We start from the raw sequence: 16,589 nt of genomic DNA, 5'->3' as shown, positions 1-16,589 counted from the left end.
CTAAATTGTGCGGTCAGCGACCTATCGGCCACTCCCCACGACGCGGCGAACGCCCTAACGTGCCCGGTATGCAATCAGTTCCAGAGCTCGTCGACACCACCGTCGCCCAAGCGGCACTGCGGCTGTCCCGTTCCACCGAGTCGCCCGCGGTGTTCAACCACAGCGTGCGCAGTTACCTGTTCGGCGAACTACTTGCCGCACACGACGGCATGCGCCACGGAGTCGACTACGACAGCCAGATCTTGTTTTTGGGCTGCGTGCTTCATGACTTGGGCGCCGGGTCCGCCGCCCCCGGCAAGGCCCGCTTCGAGGTCGAGGGCGCGGACCTCGCCGCAGCGCTGTTGGGCGAACACGGCTGCGACAACGAGGTCGTGGACACCGTCTGGGAAGCCATCGCCTTGCACACTTGCTTCGGGATCGCCAAGCGGCGCGGACCGATCTGCTATCTGGTCCACGCCGGGGTGGGCATGGATTTCGGCCGCAACGCCGAATTCGTTGACGACCGGACCGCCGCACTGATCCACGATCAGTACCCACGGCTGTCCATGGCCACCACCCTGGTCGACGCGATCACCACCCACGCGCAGCGCAGCCCCGAGGCGGCGCCGCCCTACACGGCGCCCGGAGGCCTGCTCCTGGAACGCCGCACCAATGGCATCACCGCCCTGGAACAGCTGGAGTCGCTGGGTAGGTGGGGTGAATAGGCCTGGGTAGACCCCAGCCGACCCTTCATGTACATTTGTACATGTACATTTGTACACGAGGAGGGTTCATGGCTTACCTACTGTTGTTGGGCGCGATCGCCATGGAGGTGATGGCGACCAGCTTCCTGAAGAGCACCGAGGGCTTCACCCGACTGTGGCCCACGGTGATCTGCTTGACGGTCTATGGCTTCTCCCTCGCGATGCTGGCGATGTCGATCGCGCGCGGCATGCAAACCGACGTCGCATACGCGCTGTGGTCGGCCATCAGCACCGGCACCATCGTCCTCATCGCCGTGCTCTTCCTCGGCTCACACTTGTCGCTGACCAAGGTCCTCGGAGTGGGGCTGATCATCGGCGGCGTGCTCACGCTGAACCTGACCGGCGCCCATTGACCCGGGAAGTCGAGCGTCGCCCTCGAGACCCCGCGGGTCGCAGGCAGACGATCATCGAGGCGGCCGGGAGGCTGATCGCCCGCCACGGACTGGGCGACCTCACCCATCGCCGGGTTGCCACCGAAGCCAACGTACCGGTCGGGTCGACCACCTACTACTTCAGCGATCTTGGCGAACTAAGGGAAGCTGCCCTCGCTCACGTCGCGACCAGCGCAACCGACTGGCTCGAGCATTGGGAGCGCGACCTCGATGAGAGCACCGATATTCCGGCGACCCTGGCCCGGCTCACCGCCGACTACCTGACCGACCCTGATCGGCACCGCACCCTCAACGAGCTCTACGTTGCGGCAAGTCATCAGCCCGAACTGCAATCGCTGGCCCAGTTGTGGTCAGAAGGCCTAGTCGCGCTGCTGGAGCCGCGTATCGGGCCCCGCGCCGCTCGCGTCGTCAGCATTTTCCTCGACGGCGCCACCCTGCACGCCATGATCAGCGACACCCCCCTGGACGCTCCGGCGCTCACCGACGCGATCGCCAGACTGGTCGGCAACGACACCGGGACGCCCGGCAGTCGGTAGGCCGCCGAAGGCCATCGTGAACTCGCGGTGCACATCGCCGTCATCCCGGTGACGACCGATACCGACGTGGCCAGAAACGAGGATTGCTCGCACAAAGTTCGTTGTGAGTTTCGCGCAGGGGGTTGCGGCTGGGGCCGCACGGGGAACCCTGGAGGGATGAGCACACCAACGGAAGTGGAGGAACTAATCGACGCCCTCGCCTACGACGTTTACGACATCTACTACGGAATCGAGCACGACGGCCCGCAGTACAACAAGGAGCAGCGAGTGGTCGCGGCGCGATATCTGGCCCGCCGGCTGCTCCGGCGTCACTGGCGCAAGACCGCCACCCGCGCCTTGCCACGTTGCCCGCACGGAACGGTGACCTGCTTCGACCCGTCGCCGCACACCCGTTGCGAAATATAGGGCAGCAACTACCGAGAGCGCAGTTTCCCAAGAATCCACCAAGCCTGACGGCGCAGTCTGACCTCACTACGAAGACCCACTGGAAGGTGACTGCCGTGTCGAACTCCACAGCGCGCGCGCAGGCCGCGCTGGATTCTTTTCCCGGCCCGGTCACCATGCAGCAACCCAGGTGGGTGACCCGACTCGGACTCCCGGTGGGCGTGGCGCTTACCTTTACCTTCCTTTGGTTCGTCTTCGTCGGAGTCGGTGACTCCGACCCCCACTTTCCCCGCGCGGCACAGGCATTCTTCGGGACGTTGGTGTTCGGAACCTCGGGCGTGTTGGCCCTCGCGCTCTCCATCAGCGACCTGCGCAACCCGCCCGAACTGGTCCTGGACAAGCGGGGATTCGGGATCATCAAGGCCCACGATGCCCAGAACTTCCGCTGGAGCGCCGTCGAGAACTTCCGGATCAAGTCGGTTCGCGTCCATGGCCATGTGATACAGCGGGTCTGTTTTGACGAAGTCGAGACCGACCGCACCGGCGGCCAACGCCGCGACATGGTGTCCTTCCCGAACACTTACGGGCTGTCCAGGGAGTCGTTCTGCTCGATGATGCAGGCCTGGCGTACCGCGGTACTGAACACAAATCGTCCCCAGTCCGGATAGGTTCACCGCAGCGCCTTCGGCTACAAATTAGGGTCATGGAGCAGACCAGTCCCAGCCCCTTCATCGTCTCGAATCACCGCGATCACCTCAGCGCGCTCCCTTTTGGCGACACGCAGGATTTCACCGCCGCCGATCGCGGTTTCATCGCCAAGTTGTCACCGTGCGTGGTGACCGCCGCCGACGGCCGGGTGGTCTGGGATAACGATTCCTACTCCTTCCTCGACGAGGATGCCCCGCCGTCGGTGCATCCCAGCCTGTGGCGTCAGTCGCAGCTCTGCGCCAAGCAGGGCCTTTACCAGGTGGTCGAGGGCATCTACCAGGTGCGCGGACTGGACCTGTCCAACATCAGCTTCATCGAAGGCGACGCCGGTGTCATCGTCATCGACCCGCTGGTCTGCACCGAGACGGCGGCGGCCGCGCTGGCCCTGTACCGCGAATACCGCGGTGACCGAGCGGTGAGCGCCGTCATTTATACCCACAGCCACGTGGACCACTTCGGGGGCGTGTTCGGGGTGACCACCCAGGCCGACGTCGATGCCGGCAAGGTCGCGGTGCTGGCGCCCGAAGGATTCGTCGAACACGCGGTGCAAGAGAACGTCTATGCCGGCACCGCGATGGCCCGCCGGGCGGCGTACATGTACGGAGCGGTCCTGCCGCGTGGTCCGCAAGGTCAGGTGGGATGCGGCCTGGGACAGACCCCTTCCCTGGGTGAGGTCGGGTTGATCGTGCCGACGATCGACATCACCAGCACCGGCGAGATCCACACCATCGACGGTGTCGACATCGATTCCAGATGGCTCCCGGCACCGAGGCGCCGGCAGAGATGCACTTCTACTTCCCCAAGTTCCGGGCGCTGTGCATGGCCGAGAACGCCACCCACAACCTGCACAACCTGTTGACCCTGCGCGTCGCGCTGGTGCGCGATCCGCACGCGTGGTCGGGCTACCTCACCGAGGCCATCGACACCTTCGCCGATCGCACCGACGTCGTATTCGCCTCACACCACTGGCCGACCTGGGGCCGCGAGGGCATCGTGGAATTCCTCTCGCTGCAACGGGATCTATACGCCTACCTGCACGATCAGACGCTGCGCCTGCTCAACCAGGGATACACCGGTATCGAGATCGCGGAAAACTTCCGGATGCCCCCGGCGCTGGAGAAGGCCTGGCACACCCATGGCTACTACGGATCGGTCAACCACAACGTCAAGGCCGTCTACCAGCGTTACATGGGCTGGTTCGACGGCAATCCCGCCCGGCTCTGGCAGCACCCGCCCGAAGCGATCGGGCCCCGATACGTCGAGGCCATCGGCGGCATCGACCGCACCCTCGAACTGGCCCAGAAGGCCTACGACACCGGCGACTACCGTTGGGCTGCAACACTTCTTGATCACATTGTGTTCACCGACGAGCAGCACGCCGGCGCGCGCAAGCTGTACGCGGACACCCTGACGCAGTTGGCCTACGGGGCGGAGTGCGCCACCTGGCGAAACTTCTTCCTGTCCGGAGCCACCGAGCTGGCGGCGGGCAACATGGGAACGCCTACTCAGGCCGCCTCGTCGGCCTCGTTGCTCGGCCAACTCACGCCCGAGCAGATGTTCGACGTCCTGGCAATCAGCGTGAACGGTCCGAAGGCGTGGGATCTCTCGTTGGCACTTGATGTTTCGTTCAACGACCTGGCAGTCAATTACCGGCTCACGCTGCGCAACGGGGTATTGGTCTATCGCAAGGCCAGCACCGATGCGTCAACCGCGAATGCCACGATCAAACTCGCGGGCAAGCTGAGGTTGGTCACCCTGGCAGCCGGGGATCAGACCTCCCCCGGCGTCGAGATCAGTGGCGACCCGCAAGCCCTGCAATCCCTTGTCAGTGTGCTCGACAGGCCCAAACCCCGACTTCAACATCGTGACGCCGTAGTACCTCTCCACGCACCCTAGCTGTCGGTTCCCCGAACTCCCCGATACAGACGCCCGACCAGGCGGCCGAGGATCCGGGTTCGCCGCGCCGAGTACGGGTACATGTGGACGTCGCGACGCCCGTGGAAGCGGGAAATGAGCAGCGCCTGCTGGCGACAGTACTTGCGGATGCCACCCGGGCCGTGGCGATAGCCAACCCCGGAGCCCGGCTTGGCTCCGCCCATCGGTAGCTCCAGCGCGGTGTAGTTCAACAGCGCGTCGTTGACGGTGACCGCACCCGAATTGACGCGTCGCGCCACGGCCTCGGCGTGCGCCAGATCGCGGGAGAACACCGCGGCGCACAGTCCGTACTCCGAGTCGTTGGCCAGCCGAATCGCCTCTTCGGCGTCGGCGACCTTCATGATCGGCAACGTCGGCCCGAAGGTCTCCTCGCGCATGCAGGCCATGTCGTGGTTGACGTCGACCAGCACCGTCGGTTCATACCAGTACCCCTTCGTCCGGCCGCGATGACCGCCGGTGAGCACCTTCGCGCCACGTTCAACCGCTTCCTCGACGTGGCGCTGCACCGTTTCGACTTGCGGTGGGAAGGTCAGTGACCCGACGTCGACGCTGCCGGGGCCGGCGGGTACGCCCTGGCGGATCGCACGCACCTTTTCGGTGACCTTCGCGACGAACTCGTCGTAGACCGGCGCCTCCACGTAGCAGCGCTCGATAGAGATGCACGTTTGACCGCAGTTGGACATCGAATAGTAGGCGGCGTGGTTGGCTGCCCGCTCGATGTCGGCATCGGCGAGCACGATCATCGGGTCCTTGCCACCGAGCTCGAGCGATGCCGGTATCAGGCGCTCGGCGGCGCGGACCGCGACCTTGCGCCCGGTGGCGGTGGAACCGGTGAACATGATCATGTCGACCTCGTCGATGACGGCCGCACCGGTGCCGCCCCGGCCGGTTGCCACCGCGAACACGCCGTCAGGCAAACCGGATTCGGCCAGTCCCTGCGCCAGTAGCAGCGAAGTCAGCGGCGTGACCTCCGAAGGTTTGAGAATCACGCTGTTTCCGGCCGCGAGTGCGGGAATGCAGTCGCCGAAGGAGTTGGTCAGCGGGTAGTTCCACGGGCCGATGACTCCGATGAGCCCCATTGGCCGGTAGCGCAGCACCAGCTGCTTGCCCTTGACGAATACCGACGATGAGTGGATCCGCTCGTCGGCGAGGTAGCGCGGGGCTTTGTCTGCCCAGAACCCGAATGCCGCTGCGCCGTATATGAGTTCGGCGATCTGCGCGTCCTCGTAGGTCTTGCCGGTTTCGGAGCAGATCGTCGCGATCACCTGATCTGCGTTGTCGACGAGCCAGCGTCGCATCCGCTTCAGCACGACGGCTCTGCCCTCGTAGCCCAGCGCCTCCCAGCCCGGTTGGGCGGCCCGGCCCCGCCAGGCCAGCTCGGCGATCTGCGCCGCACTCATGTCGGGAACATGCCCGATGACCTCACCCGTCGCGGGGTTCTCAACCGGGATCTGAGGCTGGCCATCATCCTTTTGCAATGTTGGTTCGGTTGCGATGCTTGACATTTCAATCTCCTCAGGATCTCAGCGCAGCGTGTCGATAGCGGCTTGGCCGCCGCCGCGCCCGGACGGGATATGGGTCATTACGTGCCCGGTCATCACTGCTGCGCCGGGCTAGCCTGGGGAACGGTGATGTCGCGTTTGAGGATCTTGCCGGTAGGCCCCTTGGGCAGTTCATCGACGAACCAGATCCGACGGGGATACTTGTAAGCGGCGACGCGTTCTTTGACGAAGTCCGAAAGCGCTGCGGCGTCTGACGTGGCGCCCGGTATCAGCACAATCGCGGCGCCCACCTCCTCCCCGAGCATGTCGTCGGGAACGGCGACCACCGCCGCCTCGCGGACCTCGGGATGCTCGTAGAGCACCTCCTCGATCTCGCGCGGGTAGACGTTGTAGCCGCCCCGGATGATCATGTCCTTGGACCGGTCCACGATGAAGTAGTAGCCGTCCTCATCGATGCGCGCCAGATCCCCGGTGCGAAACCAGCCCTCGGCGTCGATCACGGCCGCGGTGGCATCGGGCCGGTTCCAGTAGCCCTTCATCACGTTGTGCCCGCGGATGGCGATCTCGCCGATGCCGTGCGTGTCGACTTCGAGAAGTTTCATCTGGACCCCAGCGATCGGCGTGCCGATCGACCCCGGCTTGCGCTCCCGATCGGGATGGTTGAACGACGCCGTCGGCGAGGTTTCGCTCAGGCCGTACCCCTCGAGCACCATGGTGCCGAAGGCCTGCTCGAAGCCGCGCATCACTTCGACCGGCATCGCGGCCCCACCGGACACGCACAGCCGCAACGATCCGGTGTCCGGGCGCTCGGTGCTGTGCAGCATCGCGGCGAACATGGTGGGCACGCCCTCAAAAACAGTGACCCGGTCTCGCTCGATAATCTGCAACGCCTTCTCCGGCGAGAAGCGCGGGATCAGGGTCAGGCATGCGCCGGCGGCGACTGCGGCGTTGAGCCCGGCGGTCTGCCCGAACGCGTGGAACACGGGCAGGGCGCCCAGGATCACATCATCGGGCCCCACCTGCAGCATCTGCACGATCACCTCGACGTTGCGGCGCAGATTGGCGTGGGTGAGCTCGGCGCCCTTGGGCTTTCCGGTGGTGCCCGAGGTGTAGAGGATCACCGCGGTGTCGTCGTCCTCGCGCACGGCCGCCTCTTCGAGCGGCTCGGCCGCTTGGATGAGTTCCTCGAATTCGCCCGGCTTGACCAAGATGCACGCGGCGCCAGCCTCATCGGCACCCGCTTGAGCTGCGGGAGCAAACTCGTGCCAGGCGATGATCGCCTTGGCTTCGGAGTCGGTGAGATAAAAGCTGGTTTCCCGCTCCTTGAGCAACACGTTCATCGGCACCACCACCCCGCCCGCACGCAGCACGCCATAGTAGGCAACCGCGAAGTAGGGGACGTTGGGCAGCATGACACCCACCCGGTCGCCGGGTCGTAATCCGCGCTGGATCAGCAGGCCGGCGAGCCGCGCACTGGCGGTATCAAGTGCGCCGTAAGGTATTTCGATTTCGTCGAGACGCAACGCGATTCGGTTCGGGTGGCGGCGAGCGCCCTCGATCAGGTTGCCGGCCAGACTGGTCACTTCGGATCCTCCTTGGGTTGCGTTCTCGCGGTGCGAGTTCGAGTCTTGCGCTTTGGGCGCGGAATCACCAGAGCAGACAGCTCTGCCAGCTCCGCCTTGATGTCTTCGATGAATGGCCACGCGTCCTCGACGAGGTCACGATCGGCGATCACGCCGATGTCGAGTGAGTCGCGGTAGCTCAACACCGTGAGGTTGACCCCGACGCCGTCGATGACGATCGACACCGGGAATTGGGCTTGCAGCCGGGCGCCGGCCAGATACAACGGCGTCGGTGAGCCCGGAACGTTGGAAACCACGACGTTGACCGGCGGCGCCAGTGGGTCGCTGACCGACAGCTGGCCGACGACCCGGGATGCCCGCGCCAGCAATGCCGGTGGAATGAATTGGTTGGCGTCTTGCATCAGCGTGGCCGGGATGGCGCGGTGACGCTGCTTGGCCGAGCGCATGACGTCATTGACCCGCGCGACTCGCCGCCGAGCGTCGGGTTCGTCGGTGGGCAGCGGCACGATCATCGTCGAGACGCGGTTACCGAAGGTCCCGGCTTGCTCGGGGGTGCGCACCGACACCGGGACCATGGCCAGCAACGGCTCGGTCGGCAGATCGCCGGCGGCGGCCAGCCGCCGACGCAATACCCCGGCGCTCAATGCGAGCACGACATCGTTGACGGTGACGCCCATCGCGTTCTTGACCGCCTTGACATCGGCCAACGGCACCGAGGCGAACGCGAACCGGCGGTGCGGACCGATACGCCGGTTGAATCGTGTTCGAGGTGCCCGCAGGTTGGTCCGCTCCAGCACGCCACCGTCGCGGCGCCGCGCGCCGGTCAGCAGAGCGCTGCCGGCCGCCAGCGCCCGCACCCCGGGCAACATCCGCACGGTGGGCACTTGGTCCAGATGTGGCAGCGTGCGCGGTGTCGCGGCGAGCGCGCGCAGCGGCGCCGGGCCAAACCGAGCAGACCGCGCAGCAGTAGCCCCACTTGACCCGGAACCGGGTCGCCGCGCCGAGGAGGGCGCTGCGCCGGTTCGAGGCGCTCGAGTGTGCGGGGGTTCGGGTCGGGATCCAACAACACGCTGAGCAACTCGCCGCCCGACACCCCGTCGACGGCGGCGTGGTGGATCTTGGTCATGATCGCGACTCCCCCCCCCCGACAAGCCCTGGATGAGATAGAGCTCCCACAGTGGACGCCCGCGGTCCAGCGGGCGCGAGTGCAGGCGCGCCACCTGCTCGGCGAGCTGGCGGTCGTCACCCGGGGCGGGCAATGCCAGCTCACGGATGTGAAACTCGAGATCGAAGACCGGATCGTCGAACCAATAGGGGTGGTCGAGGTTCAGCGGCACAGGCGCCAATCGCCACCGAAACGGCGCCAGTGAGTCGATCCGCGTCGCGACGAGGTCGCGCACAGCCTCGAGGGTAAGCCTCGCCCCGGGCGCGGTCGAAGGATCGTAGATGCCCAACGCGCTGACGTGGCCGTGCGTGCGACCGTCTTCAGCGGCGAGAAACTGCGCGTCAAGACTGGTGAGCTGGTGCATCGCAGCTCAGCCGAACACCGGGAAGCTGCGGCGCTTGGCCAGCCGGTCCATCCCGTCCTGGATCGCGCTTTGTACTTCCCGGTAGATCTTGTCCACGTACTCGGTGTCGTCGGCGCGCGCCGGGTCGGTATCGACGTAAACCGGATCGAGGAACTCGGTGCGGATCTTGGCCGGCAACGTCAGATGTGCGGGCAGGATCTCGACGGCCAGCGGGAACGGGAAGCCCGCGATGATCGGTATCGTCGCGCCGCGCAACCGCTTACCCAGACCCGTCCAGCGAGCAATGAACCGGCCCTCGGACAGCACAAACACGGTGTCGTGGCCACCGACCGTGGCCACCGGCACAATCGGCACACCGGAACGGATCGCCTGGCGCACAAATCCCTTGCGGCCGGCCAAGATCGCCTTGTCCCGCTGGCGCCAGTTGCGCATCGCATCCTGCTCGCCTCCCGGCCAGACGACCACATCGTGGCCCGCCGCCAGGGCATCGGTGACCCCCTTGCGGGACGCCGGAATCACCCCGAGGGCCTTGAAATAGTCGCCCAGCAGCGGCGCGGCCATCAACACGTCGTGCGCGGTGCCGTTCAAGATCCGCCGTCCCGCGAACCGCCGATACCAGGAATGCACCAGCGTCCACGCGTCCATTGTCAGCGAGCCGCCCGAATGGATGCCGATCAGCAACGACGGTTCGTCAGGGATGCGGTGCCAGCCATCGATCTTCACCCGAAAGCAATTGTCGCACAGGAAATTCCAGATCGGATTCTGCACGTATCGCATGAACTGCTGGTTGGGGGCCGCGGCGGACATCGCCCCGGCAATGCGACGTGCCATGAATTTCTCCAGCCGCCCCTGGGACGCTTGCCTGGTATTGATGGGGGTGACGGTCGCGGTCGTCATGAATGTTCCTCCTTACGCGTTTCACGCCGAGCGAGCGCTCGACGGGATGGCATCAGCTGCCCTTGACTGTCATTGACTGAACGGATCGCCCGGACCATGGCTGCGCGATGGGGTGGAACGGAATCCGACGTCTCCAAAATTACGGCTCCCAGAACTCGGAAACGAGGTCGTCAGGCAACCAACTCCGCAGGCAGTCTTTGTCTCTCGAGAACAAACCTCTTCGCGCCGGGCGAACCCGCGAATCACTTCGCCGGCCCGCCGCCGCGTCATAGAGTCTGGGCATGGCCGCAGACCGCCAGCAAGACTCCGTCGACACCTGGGCGGTCGAAATCGTCACGCGGCTCGGTGACCTGATGACTTCGCTTGTCGACACGGTCGAAGCCGAGGTGGTCAGCGAAGTCGGCGAACTGCGCGAGGACGCGTTGCTGACGAGACTGTTGCATGACAGCATCAGGGCGAATATCGAGACGGTCTTCTCCGCCATCCGCCACGGGATCCGAATCGAAAACGTCGAGCCGCCAACAGCCGCACTCGAGCACGCACGGCGCCTGGCACAACGCGAGGTGTCGGTGAACTGGCTGGTGCGCTCCTATCGGCTGGGACACAAGGCGGTACTCGACGTCGCACGCGGACAAGTCCGCGCCTTGAAGCTGGACCAGGGCCTGAGCCTGGACGTATTCGGCCGCATCGAGCAGGTCACCTTCGGCTACGTCGATCACATCACCCAAGAAGTGGTGAATACCTATCAGAGTGAGCACGACCGTTGGACCGAGAACCGAAACAGTCTGCGCGCGTTGCGAGTACGTGAAGTACTCGACGGAGCCCAGCTCGACGTCGATGCCATGACGACCGAGATTCGCTATCCACTCAACCTCATCCACCTGGCCACCGTGATGTGGTTCGACGGGCCCGCCCTCGGCAACGAACTCGCGATCATGCAACGGGTTATCCGCCAATTCGGACAGTCGGTTGGCGCGAGCGCGAGCCCGTTGTTCATCCCGGTGGACCGACTGACCGGATGGGCATGGGTCCCGTTGACGACCGACACCGCGCGAAACGCGGTGACAGAGATCCGCGAATTCGCCCGGGAGCGAACCGACATCCCGTGGATCGCGGTTGGCGATCCCCTGCCACATGTAGCCGGCTTCCGCCGCTCGCACTGGCAGGCGCGGGACGCTCGTTCGGTAGCAATCGTGTTGGGCTCCAATGCGCATCGGGTCACCGCCGCCGGCGATCCTGGGCTCTCCATGGCGGGTCTACTCGGCCGCAACATCGAGGACGCGGCGGCCTGGGTCGGCCAGATACTCGGCCCGTTGGCCTCTCAAACCGATAGCGACGAGCGGCTACGGGAGACGCTGCGCGCGTTCCTGCGCAGCGGATCGAGCTTCAAAGCGGCCGCCGAGGAGCTTCACCTGCATCACAACTCCGTCAACTATCGAGTGCAGCGCGCGATCAAGCGTCGGGGCCGACCGCTCACCGATGACCGCCTCGACGTTGAAGTCGCACTCCTGCTTTGCCATTGGTACGGGGCCGCAGTTCTGGGCTGATGTCGGTCAGCCCAGAACTGCCGTGGTTGTCCACGTCAGGCGTTCCCCCGCCAGGCACGGCGATCGCAGCGATGGCTTCCGCGGTGCGATGTGCCAGAGCCATTGTTGAGATCATCGGATTGGCACCGCTGGCACTCGGCAGTGCGCTCGCGTCACCGATGAAGACCCCGGGCGTGTCGTGCAGCTCGCCCCACTCGTTCGCAACCGAGGTGGCCGGATCCGAACCCATCCGGCAGCTGCTCATCTGGTGGGCGGAGAACAGCCGATGCCCGCCCGCGCCAAGCGGGATTCGCTGCATCTCGGCGATGAACGCCTAGAGGTCGTCGCCGGCGCGCCAGCGGGCGCCGGTTGCGGCGAACGACACGATCTCCCGAGCCCCACCCGCGGCATGGATGCGGATCTGAGCTTCGATCGACTGGTGCGCGATGCGCATGTCGAGTTCGTCGGTCGGATCGTAGTGAACCACCGCCTCCCCGGCGTCGTCGATCGTGACGGTCCCGTGCCCGCGGTCGCGGGCCAGCCCGATCAACCAGGCCGCGTTCCCCAGCCGCGCCATCGTTTCCTTGTGCTCCTCGAAGGTCGCACGCGCCATGCCGCCGGCAATGATCGATGTCGCCCATTGGGCACCTTCGATCAGGAAGCCGTAGCCGTCTTCGATATCGGAGAACTCGTCGACCAGTGCGGTCATCGGGCCGCCCCACCACGCCTGCTGCGGCTCGTCGTGTAGCGCGAGCATGGCGACCACCGGATGCAGGTGCAGATACCGGCCGACCGCCGGACCGTCGATACCCGAGCGCAGCAGCAGCGCGGGAGACTCGAGCGAGCCGCATGCGGCGACCACGCGCGGCGCATTGACCTGCAACGGCACACTCGCCCCAGTGCGCGGGTCCACGAAACTGGCCTGCACCCCGGTGGCCCGCCCGTCCCGCGTCAGCACCCGCTCGGCGCGACAGCGTGCGATTACCCGGGCACCGCTGTGCACCGCGTCGCGCAGGTAGGTGCGACGCACATCGAGCTTGGCTCCGGAGCGGTCACCCAAGCCGATGTAGCCCGCGGTGTCCGGTGAATACGCGGCCGGATCCGCGTTGCGGAACAGGGTTTTGAAGGACCAGCCCAGCTCTTGGGCGCCGTCACGCATGCGTTCGTGGGGGCCGTTGAGGTCCGAGCAATCCGGGTTGACCCCGAGGCGCTCCCATACCGCGTCCAGGTGGCGGTCGAACTCGGGTCCGTCCACATCTTTGAGGCCAAACTCCTGCGCCCATTGTTCGCGCACTTGCGCCGGGGTGCGCAAGCAGTTCGACCAGTTGATCGTCGGGCCGCCACCGAGCGTCGCCCTGGCCAGCAGGGTGACGTTGAAATCGGCCGTCGGGGTGGGGCCGCCGCGCCAGAACATCTGCTGGAAAGCGGGCAACTCGAGCCCGCTGAAGTCGGGCTCATTGAAGTTCCCACCCGCCTCGAGCACCACGACATCGAGCCCGGCCTGCGCCAACACGCCCGCGATCAGACCGCCCCGGCCCCCGACCCGACCACACAGACATCGGCGCTGAGCTCGGGCCCGTCGGGAACAAACGGCACGGGGGCCTCGTCGCCGCCCGGCTCGATACGCGGCGCGCCCGGGTAACCGAAACCTTCCCACATGGGGTTGCTAGCAGTCTGCGGATCGGGCCCCGCGTAGGCGACCGCAAGGGTCAGCGATACCAGCGCGTTCATCGCCGCCGCCGGCTGCGGACCCAGCTGGGCAAAGTCACCGATGAGCCGCTCGCGCGCCGATTGCGAGGCGGCGACGAATCCCTGCGCATGCAGCCCGTCGAGCAGTGCGAGCATGCCCGCGCGCTGTTGCTCGGGAAGTTCCACGAGGGTGAATCCGACCGCGACATCCGCGTGCAGGTCACTGCCGCCCAGCGACCAGAACCGGGTTGGGTCATCGGAGCGATCCAACGAAGGCACGACGGTGTCCGCCAGCGCTGCCAAGACCGCGCGGTGCGTATCGGTGACGGGGGAATTCATTGGTGCCTCCTACAGGCTGGTGGGATCTTGACTCCGTTGCGGGGAGGTAGCGAAATCGCGACGCGTGCCCTCCGCGCGGTCGCAATAAGAATTGCCGAGACGACGAGTGTGCGTCGACGTTGCCGGGTGACGAAACTCTTGATGCGGCCTTGTCGTCGGGAGACAAGTCAGCCGGACAACCGTCGGCCGCTATTGCCCCCGTCGCTGGCATCCGGATCCCACCGCGTCCGCGGCCAACTCCGCTTCTTCGCCGGCGCCGTGGACGATTGACCGGGCACGTCACCATCTGCGGAATTCGGCCCCCGAATTGCGGCGACGCTGATACGGTCGGCGGCACCTGGGAATCGGTGACGATGAAATGGGGATCGAATATGTCGTTGGTGATGGTGGTGCCGGAATGTTTGAACCAGGCGGCCGGACAATTGGAAAACATCGGCACGGCGTTGGGTGCGGCCAATGCGGCGGCGGCGCCGCCCACCACTGGGATAGCGGCCGCAGCCGGTGACGAGGTGTCGGCGGCGGTGGCGTCGCTGTTCGCGGAGCACGGGCAAGGTTTCCAGCACCTCTGCGGTGAAGCGGCGGCATTTCACTCCCGGTTTGTGCAGGCCTTGGGTGGGGCTGGGTCCGCCTTTGCGGCCAGTGAAGCCACCAACGCAGCACTGATGTCGGCCTCGGCGGCAGCGGCCTCGGCCTCGGCCGCGACGATCCCCGTACCCCCACTCCCCCCGCTTCCGCCCATCATCAACGAGCTCATCAATTGGGCGTTCGACGTCGTGAACTGGGCAATTGACTGGGCGGTCTCGTGGATCAACTGGGGGATCCAATTGGTGAACTCGGTAATCAATTGGGCGCTCAGTTTCATCCCGTCACTTGGTTGGATCAACTCGTGGATCAATTACGGGATCAATTGGGTGAACTCCCTCATCAACTGGGCGTTCGGTTTCATCCCGCCGATCCCTGTCCCATAGTCGCTAGTCCAGTCGGGGAATCAGTCATCAACCCGAACTCGTGGACGATCATTCGAAGAGGACAGCGTGCCGCCGGGACCGTTGAGTCGGTCACCAAGTATCGCGGTTACGCGGTCTGCACCACTGAGGTGGATGGGGGTGCGGGAGGTGCACTGGGGGCGGTGGGGACTTTGCTGGGCAGACTTAGCGGAGTCAGCGTGCCGTACTGTGGGCAATAGGCCTGAATTGCGGCTCCGGTGAAATAGGCAGCGTCGAGCGCCGGCCAGTCGGTGGCTTTGGTCACCTTGGCGATCAGGTCCGCGTTGCTGGCATTGGGATTGTCGTGCAGCGAGCCGCACACGATGGTTTTCGCGACTTGGATTGCCTTGTCTGGGGATCCGAAATCCATGCCGGAGGTGTTGAGGTTGGTCAGGAATGCATCGTCGGTGGAGTCTGCAGCGGCCGGCGCGGCCAATCCGACCGCAAGGACCATCAGCGCTACGCCTTTCGCCACCATGGCGTGCCCCTCCTTGCTCGGATGTCGCGTGTTGGGCGCCCCGGGCTGTCACGACGCGATTGCTAGGGATATTAGCGAATACCCCGATGCGCCGCTGGCGTTGCGATTGGCCGCATCCAGCGCCGAGCCGTTCATCGGTGCTTGCACGCGGCGGCGTAGCGGGCGGGCGGCAGGTGCCCGAGCACGGCGTGGCGACGGCGATGGTTGTAGTCGTGTTTCCAGTCATTGATGGCTATCCGGGCCTGGTTCAGCGACCAGAAGCTGTTGATGTTGAGACATTCGTCGCGGATGCGCGAGTTGAACCACTCCACGTAATTGTTGCGCCGAGGTTCACTGGGCGGGATGAAGTGCAGACCTGCGTGTTCGGTGGCCCATTCGGACATTGCGGCACAGGCTAATTCGGGTCCATTGTGACAGCGCACCACATCCGGGTAGGTTCCGCGGCTGGCCGCGAGTCTCTCGAGTACAGCGATCAGGCCTTCGCCGGTGATGCTGCGGACAATCAGCCCACCCAAGCATTCGCGGGTGTGCTCATCGACAATCGACATGATCTTGATCGGCCGTCCGTCGATAGTGGCACCGGACAGGAAGACCGCCGCCCATATCCGGTTTGGCCTGTCGGCTGTCATCCCGCTTGGCGAAATCGAGCTGGCCTGGCGCTCGCCGCGCCGACTCTGCGCCACCCGCAGGCCTTCCTCGCGCCAGAGTCGCTGCACCTTCTTGTGATTGACCACCCAGCCTTCAACGACGGCGTCGCGATAGGCCGGCCGGAAACCCGCGACCTGGATGCTCCTTCGCGTAGCTACGCAGCCAGGCCCGCAACGCCGCATCGGGGTCGGTTGTCGTGGCTGCGGGCTGGTGTCGCTGAGTCGCACGGGGCTGCCCGGTAACCCGGCAGGCGAATCGCTCGCTGACCCCCAGCTCCTGCTGGAGATGACGAACGGCCGCCCGCCGACGTTCCGGGCCTAGAAGTTTCCCTTCCCGATCTCCTTAAGGGCGATCTTCTCCAGCTCGGCATCTGCCAACAGCCGCTTGAGCTTGGCGTTTTCCCGCTCGAGCTTCTTGAGGCGCTTAGCGTCGTCAGCCTTCAAACCACCAAACTGGTTGCGCCACCGGTGATATGTCGCCTGCGAGATACCCAGCTCGCGGCACACCGCCGCCGTGTCCAGCCCCTCAGCCAGCAGCCGATCGGCCGTCACCAACTTGCGTACAACCTGTTCGGGGCTGTGCCTCTTCCTCGTCGCCACGATCCTATCGAGCCTCCGCGCTGGCGTGCTGCTGCTGGACTGACCCCAATCGAGTGAGCCAGGGTGTATGAGAGTTCTTTGGTCCACGATGGGCACCATCCAATCGAGAACTGTC

The 16,589-nt window shown here is 65.4% G+C and carries 14 protein-coding genes and 5 pseudogenes; 8 read left to right on the top strand and 11 right to left on the bottom strand.

The features are described from left to right. The first annotated feature begins 68 nt into the window (after positions 1-68). From SHTP_RS08045 to SHTP_RS08020, 6 genes and pseudogenes are all read left to right on the top strand, one after another. On the top strand, positions 69-704 hold the full coding sequence (locus tag SHTP_RS08045; RefSeq protein WP_096372380.1) for an HD domain-containing protein: 636 nt from the start codon (positions 69-71) through the stop codon (positions 702-704). Positions 705-772: 68 nt separating this feature from the next. Next, positions 773-1,096, top strand: coding sequence for a DMT family transporter (locus tag SHTP_RS08040; protein ID WP_096370268.1), 324 nt, complete (start codon positions 773-775; stop codon positions 1,094-1,096). Beyond that, positions 1,093-1,671, top strand: a complete 579-nt coding sequence (locus SHTP_RS08035) for a TetR/AcrR family transcriptional regulator (protein WP_096370267.1) — start codon at positions 1,093-1,095, stop codon at positions 1,669-1,671. The genes SHTP_RS08040 and SHTP_RS08035 overlap by 4 nt, the downstream gene beginning before the upstream one ends. A 156-nt stretch (positions 1,672-1,827) precedes the next feature. Further along, entirely contained in the window at positions 1,828-2,076 is a 249-nt protein-coding gene (locus tag SHTP_RS08030; RefSeq protein ID WP_096370266.1) for a hypothetical protein, read from the top strand. Positions 2,077-2,171: 95 nt separating this feature from the next. Further along, the gene (locus SHTP_RS08025; RefSeq protein ID WP_096370265.1) at positions 2,172-2,723 is read left to right on the top strand and encodes a hypothetical protein; all 552 of its coding nucleotides are present in this window, start codon (positions 2,172-2,174) and stop codon (positions 2,721-2,723) included. 35 nt (positions 2,724-2,758) lie between these two features. Then, positions 2,759-4,639: pseudogene (locus SHTP_RS08020) on the top strand (alkyl/aryl-sulfatase). Positions 4,640-4,655: 16 nt separating this feature from the next. Here the strand turns inward: SHTP_RS08020 and SHTP_RS08015 are convergent. The 6 genes and pseudogenes from SHTP_RS08015 to SHTP_RS08000 form a co-directional block, all read right to left on the bottom strand. Then, positions 4,656-6,203 carry an aldehyde dehydrogenase family protein gene (locus tag SHTP_RS08015; RefSeq protein ID WP_096370264.1) on the bottom strand — a complete coding sequence of 516 codons (1,548 nt, stop codon included), beginning with the start codon at positions 6,201-6,203 and terminating at the stop codon, positions 4,656-4,658. Positions 6,204-6,295: 92 nt separating this feature from the next. After that, on the bottom strand, positions 6,296-7,783 hold the full coding sequence (locus SHTP_RS08010; RefSeq protein WP_096370263.1) for a long-chain-fatty-acid--CoA ligase: 1,488 nt from the start codon (positions 7,781-7,783) through the stop codon (positions 6,296-6,298). Continuing rightward, positions 7,780-8,751: pseudogene (locus SHTP_RS30090) on the bottom strand (WS/DGAT domain-containing protein); the annotation flags it as partial. The gene SHTP_RS08010 and the pseudogene SHTP_RS30090, both read right to left, overlap by 4 nt. Before the next feature lie 74 nt (positions 8,752-8,825). After that, positions 8,826-8,909 (bottom strand): annotated as a pseudogene (locus SHTP_RS30085) (wax ester/triacylglycerol synthase domain-containing protein); the annotation flags it as partial. A gap of 34 nt (positions 8,910-8,943) precedes the next feature. Next, positions 8,944-9,312 (bottom strand): annotated as a pseudogene (locus SHTP_RS29725) (wax ester/triacylglycerol synthase domain-containing protein); the annotation flags it as partial. A 6-nt stretch (positions 9,313-9,318) separates the two neighbouring features. After that, positions 9,319-10,209 carry a lysophospholipid acyltransferase family protein gene (locus tag SHTP_RS08000; RefSeq protein ID WP_096370262.1) on the bottom strand — a complete coding sequence of 297 codons (891 nt, stop codon included), beginning with the start codon at positions 10,207-10,209 and terminating at the stop codon, positions 9,319-9,321. 281 nt (positions 10,210-10,490) lie between these two features. On the opposite strand from SHTP_RS08000, the gene SHTP_RS07995 reads away from it, so the two are divergent. Beyond that, positions 10,491-11,756 (top strand): PucR family transcriptional regulator, encoded by a 1,266-nt coding sequence (locus tag SHTP_RS07995; protein ID WP_096370261.1) that lies wholly within the window; start codon positions 10,491-10,493, stop codon positions 11,754-11,756. Here SHTP_RS07995 and SHTP_RS28710 read toward each other — a convergent pair. The 3 genes from SHTP_RS28710 to SHTP_RS28700 form a co-directional block, all read right to left on the bottom strand. After that, positions 11,683-11,985, bottom strand: coding sequence for a GMC oxidoreductase (locus SHTP_RS28710; RefSeq protein ID WP_231991587.1), 303 nt, complete (start codon positions 11,983-11,985; stop codon positions 11,683-11,685). The two genes, SHTP_RS07995 and SHTP_RS28710, sit on opposite strands and share 74 nt — an antisense overlap. An 84-nt stretch (positions 11,986-12,069) precedes the next feature. Continuing rightward, a complete protein-coding gene (locus tag SHTP_RS28705) occupies positions 12,070-13,248 on the bottom strand; it encodes a GMC family oxidoreductase N-terminal domain-containing protein (RefSeq protein WP_231991320.1) in 1,179 nt (392 codons plus the stop codon). A gap of 8 nt (positions 13,249-13,256) precedes the next feature. After that, the gene (locus tag SHTP_RS28700; protein WP_231991319.1) at positions 13,257-13,763 is read right to left on the bottom strand and encodes a hypothetical protein; all 507 of its coding nucleotides are present in this window, start codon (positions 13,761-13,763) and stop codon (positions 13,257-13,259) included. Between the two features lie 371 nt (positions 13,764-14,134). Between SHTP_RS28700 and SHTP_RS29975 the strand changes: the two genes are divergently transcribed. Then, entirely contained in the window at positions 14,135-14,731 is a 597-nt protein-coding gene (locus tag SHTP_RS29975; RefSeq protein WP_096372379.1) for a PE family protein, read from the top strand. A 106-nt stretch (positions 14,732-14,837) separates the two neighbouring features. On the opposite strand, the gene SHTP_RS07980 is transcribed toward SHTP_RS29975, so the two are convergent. After that, positions 14,838-15,227 carry a DUF732 domain-containing protein gene (locus SHTP_RS07980; protein WP_096370260.1) on the bottom strand — a complete coding sequence of 130 codons (390 nt, stop codon included), beginning with the start codon at positions 15,225-15,227 and terminating at the stop codon, positions 14,838-14,840. Positions 15,228-15,358: 131 nt separating this feature from the next. Beyond that, positions 15,359-16,477 (bottom strand): annotated as a pseudogene (locus SHTP_RS07975) (IS3 family transposase). Between the last annotated feature and the right edge of the window lie 112 nt (positions 16,478-16,589).

This window comes from Mycobacterium ulcerans subsp. shinshuense (assembly GCF_002355775.1).
Taxonomy (GTDB): Bacteria; Actinomycetota; Actinomycetes; order Mycobacteriales; family Mycobacteriaceae; genus Mycobacterium; species Mycobacterium marinum.
The sequence above is the reverse complement of the archived record's forward strand: the minus strand, read 5'-3'. Positions and strand labels throughout refer to the sequence as shown.